The 12,307-nt window shown below is 47.5% G+C and carries 10 protein-coding genes; 8 read left to right on the plus strand and 2 right to left on the minus strand.

The window, feature by feature from the left end:
- Positions 1-2: 2 nt before the first annotated feature.
- Genes VFH06_01175 through VFH06_01210 form a run of 8 tightly spaced genes read left to right on the plus strand, consistent with a single transcriptional unit; the run spans position 3 to position 9,960 of the window.
- On the plus strand, positions 3-1,070 hold the full coding sequence (locus tag VFH06_01175; protein HET6746698.1) for a hypothetical protein: 1,068 nt from the start codon (positions 3-5) through the stop codon (positions 1,068-1,070).
- Positions 1,071-1,091: 21 nt separating this feature from the next.
- Positions 1,092-2,117 carry a PrgI family protein gene (locus VFH06_01180; protein HET6746699.1) on the plus strand — a complete coding sequence of 342 codons (1,026 nt, stop codon included), beginning with the start codon at positions 1,092-1,094 and terminating at the stop codon, positions 2,115-2,117.
- A gap of 34 nt (positions 2,118-2,151) precedes the next feature.
- Positions 2,152-3,036, plus strand: coding sequence for a hypothetical protein (locus VFH06_01185; protein ID HET6746700.1), 885 nt, complete (start codon positions 2,152-2,154; stop codon positions 3,034-3,036).
- A gap of 2 nt (positions 3,037-3,038) precedes the next feature.
- Positions 3,039-4,940, plus strand: coding sequence for a DUF87 domain-containing protein (locus tag VFH06_01190; protein ID HET6746701.1), 1,902 nt, complete (start codon positions 3,039-3,041; stop codon positions 4,938-4,940).
- A 12-nt stretch (positions 4,941-4,952) separates the two neighbouring features.
- Positions 4,953-7,505, plus strand: coding sequence for a hypothetical protein (locus tag VFH06_01195; GenBank protein HET6746702.1), 2,553 nt, complete (start codon positions 4,953-4,955; stop codon positions 7,503-7,505).
- Positions 7,502-8,692 (plus strand): phage tail tip lysozyme, encoded by a 1,191-nt coding sequence (locus VFH06_01200; protein HET6746703.1) that lies wholly within the window; start codon positions 7,502-7,504, stop codon positions 8,690-8,692. The genes VFH06_01195 and VFH06_01200 overlap by 4 nt, the downstream gene beginning before the upstream one ends.
- A gap of 7 nt (positions 8,693-8,699) precedes the next feature.
- The gene (locus VFH06_01205; protein HET6746704.1) at positions 8,700-9,329 is read left to right on the plus strand and encodes a PEGA domain-containing protein; all 630 of its coding nucleotides are present in this window, start codon (positions 8,700-8,702) and stop codon (positions 9,327-9,329) included.
- Between the two features lies 1 nt (position 9,330).
- Entirely contained in the window at positions 9,331-9,960 is a 630-nt protein-coding gene (locus tag VFH06_01210; protein ID HET6746705.1) for a hypothetical protein, read from the plus strand.
- 1 nt (position 9,961) lies between these two features.
- On the opposite strand, the gene recF is transcribed toward VFH06_01210, so the two are convergent.
- Positions 9,962-11,005, minus strand: a complete 1,044-nt coding sequence (recF, locus tag VFH06_01215) for a DNA replication and repair protein RecF (protein HET6746706.1) — start codon at positions 11,003-11,005, stop codon at positions 9,962-9,964.
- Position 11,006: 1 nt separating this feature from the next.
- On the minus strand, positions 11,007-12,110 hold the full coding sequence (gene dnaN / locus VFH06_01220) for a DNA polymerase III subunit beta (GenBank protein HET6746707.1): 1,104 nt from the start codon (positions 12,108-12,110) through the stop codon (positions 11,007-11,009).
- Positions 12,111-12,307: the final 197 nt, after the last annotated feature.

Genomic DNA, 12,307 nt, shown 5'->3' on the forward strand with positions numbered 1-12,307 from the left:
ATATGAATGGTGTCGTAAAATGGGTACAAACGGTGATGGGCGCCGGTATTGGTATTATTCCTTTGTTTTTAACCTACATGCTTGTCATGGCTACTTTAAAGGGCCTGGGAGCTATTGGTGGCGCGGTTTTAAGCGCTAGCGACAGAAGCCAAAAGGCAGGAAAGAATTTTGCGCAGGGTATTCGTGATGACCGCAAGAACATACGTCGCCGCAATGAACTTGAGGGTAGGGGGATGGTAGGTCGTCGCGCTATTACACAATGGGGTGCGAGGCGCGCTGCCAAACGGGCTAGTAATGAAACAGGTGCTAAGCGTGCTGAAACAGAATACGTTGCCGATACAGCCGTAAGTAATGATGCATTTGCAAGTGCGCTGGCTGGTGGCGACGAAGCTCGTAAAGCAGGTGTGGTGGCTGCCGCTGTTAACCAGCAAAAGAAGGCTTTTCAGGAAGATGTCAGTGACATGGAAGCACTTATTAAAATCAAGTTCGACAATGACCCGGAGAAGGCTCTTAAGGACGCCATAGAGAGCGGCAACAAGGCACAGGCTGTTGCTGCCCAAAATATGCTGTTTGCTAAGGGCGGTTCGGGTGTTAGTAAATTCCGTGAAATTGTAGAAGAAAGTGAGAAAACCACAGAAGGTCAGCAAAAGCTCGACAATGTTTCAGGTAGTTTGCGCGAAAACCTTCAGGAACGCCATGGTAAGCAGGCCAAAGACAAAGGCGCCGACCTCGTTACATGGGCAGGTAAAGGCGGCAAGCTCACTGACGCAAAGGCGGGAGCAATGTCCGACAACGATTTGGCCGGTCAGCATGCTGCGAGTATCGAAAAGATGGTCAATCAAGGAGGTGTTATTTCTGGCGATCAAGCGCGACGCGTCCTCTCTGATCCACGAGTGAGTGCCAACCTTAACGATGACCAGAAAAAACAACTTGTTCGTGCAGCCGGCGGAGACCTTCGCCCAGCACCGACCGATAAGGAGCTTACTATCGCTCATGAAGAAGCTGATGTTCAAAATAAACTCCATGACATGGAGAACAACAATCCGTCGGAACCACGGCAAGGTCCATAAACTTTGCTATACTAAACCTACATGGCAGTATACAAAGTACCTCAGGATGTTGAAGCCGATGACAAGTTGATCGGTCCATTTAGCTTTCGCCAGTTTATCTATATTATTATTGCGATTATTGCTATCGGTCTTGCCTGGGGACTTGCTCAAATATTTGTAGGGCTAGCCTTAATACCACTACCTTTAGTAGTACTTTTTGGTGCGCTCGCGCTGCCGCTTCGTAAAGACCAGCCCATGGAAATATATCTCGCAGCGGTAGTGTCATTTCACTTAAAACCCCGCAAACGCCTTTGGCTCCCGGATGGGATTCAATCACTGGTAGAGATTACGGCACCTAAAGTTGTTGAAATTCAACGTACAAAGGATTTATCTCAGTCTGAAGCCGAACAAAGGCTCTCTTACCTTGCAAATATCGTTGACACTGGCGGCTGGGCTGTGAGGGGAGTAAGTACCCCAACTCCTGATAGCGCTATGCAAAACGACGTTTACTACGCCGCTCAGCAAACAGAAGATGTTCTCGATACGAATAGTGGCGTCGCCCAGTCTTTCAATACAATGATCAACCAAGCGGAAGTTGAGCGGAGAGAAGAAATGATTGCCCACATGAAAGAGGAGCCAAAGACGACAGCTATCGTCCCTCAGGTGCCTGATCCATATGCAAGCCTGGCGCCCTCGGCACCTTCCCAACAGACAATGCCAACCGCCTCAACGCCTGTGACGGATGATCCGCACCTTACGTATAATCCGTATCCAAATAGTATTCACCAGACGGTTATCAACCCCCTAGGAAGCACTCCTCGGTCCGTGCAAGCACCAATATCCGCTCCATCGACAGCTGCCGCTCCACCGTCTGTGCCGACGGCAGTACCCGCGCCCGTGCAAACTGCGCAAACAAACACTAGCGAAGCGGTAGTGTCACCTGATATAATAAACCTTGCAAATAACTCTGATTTATCTATCGAGACGATTGCGCACGAAGCCAACCGTATTCACGAGAAGGAAGAGCAAAAACTTCCCGACGATGAAGTGGTCATTTCATTGCGATAACAGATAGATAGTCGGCCGAGGAGAAGAGTGGGACGTGCCGCCAAATAATCAACAACCTCTACAACCAACCCCAGGGTCTGCTCCGAATATTCAGCAGCCTGTTCCTGCCGCCCCTCAAGTCCCCCTGCCACCCCAGCCTCAACAGCAGCCAAACGCCGTTGGGTCGGGTCAACAAGCTCAGCAGGCTAAAAAACCAGCAAACCCTAATACAACCCAAAATAGTCTTTTGATTTCTGAAATACGGGAAGGGATGGCGATTATGAGCGACGGCAGTTTTCGTGCGGTCGTGGCCTGTAAATCTATTAACTTCGACCTTATGAGCTCTCGCGAGCGGGAAGGTGTTGAGTATAGCTACCAGAACTTCCTTAACGCACTGTATTTTCCAGTACAGATCTTCATTCGCTCACAGCGTGTCGATATTGGTCCGTATCTTGATCGGCTTGCCAATATCCGCCGATCTCAAGATAATATGCTTCTGAATGTACTAATGGATGATTATATCAATTTCATCGATGTGCTTTCGCAGGAAGCAAATATTATGGATAAGAGCTTTTTTATTGTTATTCCATACTATCCGACGGGCGATCTTAATAATGTTGTTGAACAAAGTAAAGGCTTCTTTAGTAAGATCTTCGCCAAGGCTCCTACAACTGCGACCAAAATTGATAAGGTCGCCTACGACAAGGCGAAGGATGAGATCAAAAACCGTGTTGATTCTGTAATGAGCGGTTTGTTCCAGATTGGCATTAAGAGCGTTCAACTTAATACCAAGGAACTCGGTGAACTTTATTACAATATGTACAACCCCGATACAGCCGTACGGGAACCACTTGGTGATTTTGAGAACGTAACAAGCATGTACGTTGCCAAGGGCCAGGGAGAAGCTCCTCGTCCACACCTGCAAGAAGGGGGTATGTAGAAATGGCCAAGAAAAAACTTGATCCAATTGACATTGCTGCTCAGCAGCGCGCCCGCGAACAAGCCGAGGTAGAACAAGCGTTCTTAAAAGGAATGACGACGCTTCGTGACCTCATTGCGCCAAGTAGCATTGAAATTCACTCCAGTCACTTTAGGCTCGGGACGAAATATGGTCGTACGCTATATATTTATGGGTATCCGCGCCAGATCTACACGGGTTGGCTGAGCTCACTTATTAATATCGATGAAGTACTCGACATCAGTATGTTTATTTATCCGGTTGAAAGCCAGGTGGTACTTAATAATCTTCGCAAAAAGGTGACTCAGCTTGAAGCAACCATGTCCATCAACAGTGAAAAGGGAAGAACTCGTGATCCAGGGCTTGAGGCAGCCTTGCAAGATGCCGAGGAACTACGCGATCAGTTACAAGTGGGTGCCGAACGCTTTTTCCGCTATGGCCTGTATGTCACCTTATACGCCGATAGCATGGACGAGCTGAGCTTTGTACAGCACAAAATTGAAACGATATTCGGTCAGCAGTTGATCTTCAGCAAAGTCGCTTCCTCACAGCAGGAGCAAGGGTTAAATAGTACGATTCCTCAGATGACCGACCAATTGCAAATTCGGCGCAATATGAACACCGGCGCAATCAGTACTAGCTTCCCATTCACAAGTGCTGATCTAACCCAAGAAAAGGGCGTATTATACGGTATAAACATGCACAACAACGGATTGGTTATTTTTGATCGGTTCTCTCTTGAAAATGCCAATATGGTAGTGTTTGCAAAATCTGGTGCCGGTAAGTCGTTCACTGTAAAGCTTGAGGCACTTCGCAGCATGATGGTTGGCTGCGACGTGATTATCATCGACCCTGAAAACGAATATCAAAAGCTCTCTGATGCGGTAGGGGGAAGTTATATTCGTCTTAGCCTTAGCGCGGATACACGTATTAATCCATTTGATCTTCCTAGGGTTATCGACAGTGATGAAGCAGATGATGCGCTTCGCGCCAACCTTGTGACACTTCACGGCTTGTTCCGGCTGATGCTGGGAGGAACGCAATCAACCGCGAATGGGCAGATTATGTCTGCCCTCACGCCAGCCGAAGAGGCCGACCTTGATCAAGCTCTTATCGATACGTACGCGCGTGCCGGTATTACCAGTGACCCGCTTACGCATCACTCAAAGCCCCCTACAATCGCCGACTTATACGACACACTGCTCCATATGGGCGGCACTGGCCCAGCGCTGGCGCAACGCTTGCGCAAGTATACCAGTGGAACCTTCGCCGGTATTTTCAGCCAGCAGTCAAACATCGACATCAACAACAATATGGTCGTCTTCAACATCCGTGACCTTGAAGATGAACTTCGTCCAGTAGCTATGTATATCGTACTATCGCACATTTGGAATATTACCAGGACCGACCAGCGAAAGCGCATGCTTATCGTGGACGAGGCGTGGCAGCTCATGAAATACGATGACTCTGCAAACTTCCTCTTTAGCCTCGCTAAGCGTGCTCGTAAATATTACCTTGGACTTACAACTATTACGCAGGACGTTGAGGACTTTATGGGAAGTAAAATGGGACGTGCGATTGTCGCCAACTCCTCTATGCAACTTCTCTTGAAGCAATCATCGAGTGCCGTTGATGTGCTTTCCGACGTCTTTAAGTTAACAGAGGAAGAGCGCAAACGTCTCGCTAACTTTCCGGTTGGACAAGGTTTATTCTTTGCCGGTCAAAACCATGTTCACATTCAAATCGTCGCCAGCCAAACCGAGACGGGACTTATTACCACTAATCCAGCGGCGGCGCAGCCTCAGGCGCCACAACCCCCACAGCAGAATCCCGGTGAGCCGATGGCAACCAACGGCTACATGAATCCTGGCGAATTCAGCGTATAATAGAGCATAATCATGGAAACCAAGACTCCAAATACTAGGGAAGAACAGGATCAAGCCCACAACCCTTCTCAAAGGAATATTGATCGTGAGTTCCAGCATATCGCCGACAACAATACGTTCGACGACATGATGAATAGCAATGGTCTTGGTCAAGAGCTCAAGGATATGGAGCAGCGTGTCGGCAAAGAAGCGGGGAATGCTGACAATGGAAGTTCGAATAACGCTCCAGACGCATCGAAAAACATCAGCAATGCGAAATCCAGCGAACAAGCCTGGAATACGGACGTATCTGCGGGCAATAAATCCGCTAAACAGAAGCAGGGATTTGGGTCACGCGTAAAGGGCATTTTCAAGAAACAGCTTCCTACGGCACTCGTTGGAGGTGGATTACTGACCGGTGGTGGGTTGCTTGGCTTCTTTGGCCTTACGCTTATGCCGGTTACTATAGCCGAACACTTCACCAATGACACGAACGATGTCAATGACTCAAGCCAGCACAAGTCACTCAACCTTATTGGTAAACAGCTTGGCGGTGACGCGCGCAAAAAGCTAAGTATTTGCAATAAAGCTATTTCAATCCGCTGCAAATTTAATTCGATGGATAAAGACCTGGTAGCCAAGTACGAAGAGAAGGGCTTTAAATTTGGCGAAAAGCAGGTAAGCACAGACGGCAAGCGCGTAATGTTTACGTCCATCGAATTTCCGACAGGGGAAGTTGCCCATAACGTACAAGAACTCACGGCCATTTTAAAGAACTCAGCAGTTGCCAACGCCGCTTTTAACGCCGTGTACAGCCTTAAGAATTCTCTATTCTTGGTGGGAAATTTCTTTAAGGGAGTTTTAACAAGCTTGAATCTTACTAAACAGAAAAAAATTGAAGGAAAAAACAAGGAGGAAGCGGACAAATCGTTCGAGGACTCGGCAAAAGGCGAAAAGGGGACCGTCAGTACGGAGTCCGTCGCAAAACAAGCCGGCGATAACGCGAGTGAGGAGGCTAAGAAGGATGCCCAGGCGGCCACAGACGCCGGGAATGATACGTCGAGACAAATAAATGAGGCGATCGCCAAAGGCTCCAAGCTAAAGTCGTTATCCTTGAAGATTACGAATGCTTTGGCAATACCTCAGCTGGCGTGTCTTACCTATAATATGTCGAGCTTCATAGCCACCATGGCAAAAATCAAAAAAGCTATGCGCTTTGCGGCATTTGCCATGATATTTCTCACGATGGCAAGTGCAATAAAAGCCAATGCCTCTACTGATGCCGAGGTGACGAAGGGAATGAGTATTCTTGCGCCATCGACCTACCCTCAAAAAGTTGAAGATCCTGAAACGGGAGAAATGATAGATAATCCTAATATCGGCAAAAATGCGCTGGATGCCGAGGCCTATAAAGTGGTGGCCTACGGTGATCAGATAAATCTTACAGGACTCGCTACCCGATTCTTTATCGCTAGCGGATTCCTTGGTGTTCTCGAAAAAATTGTCACGTGGCTTAACGACAATATTGGAAAAGAAACGATTAAGCTCACCTGTAAAGCGGTAAATAATAAGGTCGTCCAGATCATTAGCTTTTTGGCCGCACCAATTTTCAGTGCAGTTATCCTTGGTATTACCAGCGTGCTACCTATTGAAGAGTGGGCAGCCGAACTTGTAAACGTAGCGATTGATGCCGCGGCAGGTGTCGATCTTACGACAGGCGTTACTGGAGTGGACGCAGGAAACGTCATATTTATCGGTGCCGCTGTTATTTTGGGAACGACGGCTATGAAATTCGGGCTAAAACCAGGAAAGCTTGCTGCTATTAAAGCAAACATCGCGGCAAACAACGAGCTTAATCAGCAGGACATAGCCATGAAAACATACGAAGCTTCAAAAACACCTTTTGATATTAATAATCGCTACTCATTCTTAGGTGCCATGGCGACATCACTCGCAGACTACATGCCTTCTATTCAGCAGCCGTTCATATCGACAATTGGGAAGACCTTTGCAGCCATTCCAAATTCGCTAACCATGCTGACAAATAACACTAAAGCAGCATACAGTATGCCCACGGCAAACTATAGCGAGACTCGGTTTAGCCAGTGTAAAGATGAGGTGTACGCGACATTGAAGGATAAAATGGACCCTGATATGTTTTGCGCCGTACGATACGTACCTCATGAATACGTTGATTCGGACGTCGTTCTTGATTATATGGAAAGCAATAATCAAATTGATGAAGTCTCGGGTAGTCCTAAGCCAGATACATACCTTGATAAATACATGAAATACTGTGTCAATCGCGAAGATCCGTGGGGTAGTACAAGTGTCGCAGCCGAAGAACAAACGGATGAAGCAACGTGGTATACCGGCGAAAAATGCATGGACGACACAACCGAGAATAAAATGTCGAGCGAATACAATGGCTATCTCATTTCTCAGACAAACCAAGATGAAGCAGGCTCAGGATCAACGGCCACCTCAGCCTACTCCGACGACCCAGGCAAAGCCATGGCAGATCTTTCTACACCACAGGCACTTTCACTAGGAATGGCATATGCAATGGGAGGACTCAGCCAGTGATAAAATTATCAAAAAAAATAACGTCGATCGTGCTTGCATCCTTAATTGTCAGTTCCATCTTTACGGGATGGGCGCATGCTGAAGGAATCGACCAGCAATTTTACTCTGGTAATGATATTCTTTTTTATGATCCTAGCGCGACATGCGTTCCTGGTACAAGCGGCTCCGTTACGCCTGGCAGTGCGGCAAATCCGGCTCCAGCGGACTTTCCTAAAACGGTTTGGTCATTCCTCCTTGGCAAAGGCCTTACCGCAGAGCAAGCTGCTGGAGTTATGGGAAACATCCAGCAAGAATCTACTTACAAGGGCTATCCTTTCAATCCTGAAGCAGAAGAAAAGCCAGGCACTGGCACAGGTGGTTATGGTATTGTGCAATGGACAGGTCCGCGCCGCCAGAGCCTTAACGCCGCTGCCGCAAAGCAAGGTGTTCCCGTGTCGAGTCTCGCATTTCAGCTTGAGTATCTTTACCAAGAAAGCAACGCTCGAACCGCTAAAGCATCGTATGGTGGCGGTAATGAATGGGACGGACTAAAAAAGCAAGCGACGATTATCCAGGCGACAGTATACTGGCATGATAATTTTGAGCGATCAGCAGATTCGCCCGAAGCCGTCCGAACCGTTCGTGGCGGCTATGCCCAAAAGTGGTATAACGAGTTTAATGGCAAGGTTGGACCAGGAAGCTCCGCCGGCTGCGGTGTCGCCGATACGTCATCACTGACCGCAACTGCGAAATCGTATGCTTGGCCCGACTATCGAGGTCTTACCATCGTCGCCAAGCCCGAGTATGTGACGGCACTCAATAAAGCACGGTCGGAAAGACGCTATATTGGAGGAATCAGTTACCCGGGAATCGACTGTGGTGGTTTTGTAACAACCGTCATGTACGACTCTGGTTTCGAAAAAGCCTACAATTCAAATGCTCGCGGCGGAGCAACTCCCGCGCAAAAAGCATGGCTTGATAAAAACTGGACTAACCTTGGGAATGGCGCTTCTATAAACGTCGGCGACCTTCGGGCGGGAGACGTTGCAATGCTTCCTGGCCACACATATGTCTATGTTGGAGACAAAGGCAAAAAGCCGGAAGGATTTGATAGCGTCATCGCCTCAGCATCGCTTGACGAGCGCGCTCCAATGGCTGGACGTGAGAAAATTACCGCATCCGACACGACATGGTATCGAAAGAAATAGGAGGAATATGACACCGACATTGTTTACACGACACAGAATACTCATTATCAGCCTTCTGGTTATAGCTGTCATCGTCATACCTGTTTTCTACTTTGTTTACACATCGATCGAGAGGGCTGGAAAAACCCAAGTGACGCTTATCGCGCTTCCGGAAGACGCTTCACTTACTATCGATGGCAAACCGACAGGTCCAGGAACGCTCTACCTTAAGCCCGGCTCTTATACCATCAAAGGCGAGAAGAATGGTTTTACAACCTACGAGCACAGAGAAGTCATCGAAAACGATAACCGAACGATCACCGTAGTCCTCAACCCTGTTTCAGATGAAGCAAAAAAATGGACACAGCAGAATCAGACCAAATACCTTGAAATAGAAGGAAAAGCCGGCTTAGCCGCCAACCAAGAGGGCGAGGCATTCCGCAAGGAAAACCCTATTGTGAACGACCTCCCTTACAGTAATTATTTATATACGATTGGATACCAAAACGATAATTCAGACCCTTCCGGAAATTCCATTATCGTCACAATTGACGCCCCAAGCGGCTATCGAAATGCCGCCGTACGACAGATACGCGCACTTGGCTATGACCCCGCCACATTAAAAATAGAATTTAGAAACTACGAAAGCCCATTCTAATATGAACAAAAGAATTATCATCACAATAGTAATCGTCGTGGCACTTCTTATTGCTGCTGCCAGTGTCACTTTTTATCTGCTTTCTTTTCGAAACGTGACCTTCACATTCAAAAAAACGGACCTTACGGCGAATATTTATCGTTCGGACGATACGGATAAAAAAAATAAGCTCGCCGATGTAAAAAATAATGAAACCATACGGCTCCAAGAAGGTAATTACGCAGCCTTCGCTTCGGGCGATAATTACGACCGAGCAGCGGTTTACTTTTCCGTTAACAAGGGAGATGCAACCGTCACTATTGACCCGAGCTATTCGGATACGTATCTGAAACGCGCACTTACGGGAGAACTGCCGGCCATAAAGGCCGCACTCATCAAAGCATTTCCTTTTGTTGCGACATCATTCGATATAAATGATGGCAAGCTCTACAAGGAAGGGGAGTGGTATGCCACAGCCCTCACGCAACGTCCTGCCGACCCACGCGACGAAGGCGACGTTTACTACACAATACTAAAAAAAGAAAACGATACGTGGACAGTCATCGGAAAGCCTAGCCTTGTGCTTACAACTGTCGACTTCAAAGATGTCCCTGCCGACATCATCAAGGACGCCAATCATATTGGTGAATAGCCTACTCTAATTTGGTAATAATACTCGCAGGAATACGGCTGCCACTCGTGGCGGAGGTAATGATAATTTGATGAGATTTCGTGAGCGTAGTTAGCTGTTTTTGGCGCTCTTCGTCAAGCTCGCTAAAAACATCATCAAGAAGTACGACTGGCTTTTCGCTTGTTACCTGCTCGATAATATCGATTTCGAGAAACTTAAGTGCCAGCACGATACTCCGCACCTCACCTCGTGAGGCCACCGAAAGAGCAGGGGAACCATTAAATTCAAAGAGAACATCATGACGATGCGGTCCAACTGACGTGAATCCCAGCACAAGATCCTTCTGAGTTGCATGGTGAAGCTCGCTCAGTAACTTCTGCTGAATTGAATCACCTGCTGAAAATGAATAGCGCATCGAGACCGTATCCGGCTTGTGTGCAATTGCATGATAGGTTTCATTCAAACGCTCGTTGAGTTGTTCAATAAAATGGATTCTTTTTTCAATAATCGTTGCGCCATATTCGCTCAAGGTAAGGTTCCATGCAAAAAAATCATCGCTTGATGCCTGCTTTTTAAGAAGAGCGTTGCGCTGCCTTAAAGAGCGCTCGTAGCGGCGCAGTACTGATGCGTAAGAAACATCGATTTGTGATATGAACTGGTCTATAAAGCGTCGCCGTCGCTCTGGCGAACCATTGAGCAAACGAAGATCATCGGGCTCAAATAAAACAACCGGGTAACGGAGTGCGGGCGGAAGACGATACTGATTTTTGTCATTAATATTGAATTGCTTTCGCCCAGTCTGTTTTCGGCTATCAAATTTAACCGTGCGCACGGTACCATCATCAAACCCCACATCGATTCGATACCACTCCTTAGTACGCTCGACGATATCTTTATCCGATCCCTTAAATGAAGAGCCTTGAAGCGCCACATAAAGCGCCTCAAGAAGTGAAGTCTTGCCGCTTCCATTCGCTCCAGTAATGACGGTAACGTCCGGGGCAAGCTTCAATGTGAAATCGGGGTGGGCCCTTACGTGCCGAACATGCAATGATTGGATCCGGGGCATTCTAGCTCTTCAGCGGCATAATAATATGCCTATAGTTCACATTATCGCCCTTGGCGGCTAACACGCATGCCGCAAGCTTACCACTAAAGCGGAAGGTAACTACGTCACCCTCAATCACAGCAAGCGCATCGCTAAGGTAGCGCGAATTAAGCGTTACTTGGCCATCATCAGAAATCTCGGCATCTGCGCTTGATGTATTCTCACCCAATTCAGATGCTATAGAGTGAATAGACAGCTGTTGGTTTTCCTTATCGGCCGTCAGCGTCACACTTCCACCGGATTCACGTGCAAATAGTCCGGCAATTTTTGTTACTCGTACGAATTCACTCGCGTTCAGTGTTGTATTCGTATCCGATTTTTCAGGGATAAGCTGGCGATAATCCGGATAGTTTCCGTCGATCAATCGGCTGGTTACCTCGCTTTCGCCAACACGGAATCGCACCTGTGTCTCATCAAACAGGATATCCACTTCCGAGACATCATCGGTCAGTGTTCGAAGTACCTCTTGGAGCGTCGTTGTTGGAATAATCGCCGCCACCTCGCTGGTCGTCTCAACCAACCTTCGCTCCGCAAGACGATATCCGTCCGTAGCCGCCAGATACAGACTTCCCTCAAAAGAGTGCCAATACACGCCCGTAAGCACTGGGCGCGTGCTATCATTGCTTGCTGTAATAATAGTTTGAGAAACTGCCTGCTTGAAATCTGTGGTACTGATGCTGTATTGAATCGAAGACGTCTCGTCGATTGTAGGGAGCTCGGGAAATTCGTCTGCCACCACACCGTTGATAACGGATTTGAAACTTCCTGATGAAATATGGAGGTGGCTATCATCGGTTACTTTTAATTCGACTGTACCTTTAGGAAGGCTCGACACAAACTCACTCACTAAGCGGGCGGGGATGGTAATTGCTCCTGGAGTCGCTATTTTAGCGCCGATATGCTGAGTAGAAGCAACTTCAAGGTTTGTCGCTGCTATGAGTAACCGGTTGCTATCTGTTCTTAGTAAGATGTTACTGAGTATGGGGAGTCCTGTCTTACTGCTTGCTACTCGTCCCACGTTACTGAGTGCTTTGGCGAGATTTTCTTGGGTAACGGTGAGTTCCATTATTATATACTGCCTTTCTTTCTTTTTCCTTTGGTAAAGGTAATAGTAGGTGCTGTGGAAACTGGGTAAAAATAGTGTTCACCCAGAGGTAAAAGTTGCATTTTTGGTGTGGATAGATGCTGTGGATGAATGAGGGTAAGTGTGTGCGTAGCTCGGACTTTTACACGGTCTATAACTTTGCTTAGTTGCCTAGTAAG

Source organism: Candidatus Saccharimonadales bacterium (assembly GCA_035697325.1).
GTDB lineage: Bacteria > Patescibacteriota > Saccharimonadia > Saccharimonadales > Saccharimonadaceae > JALRBM01.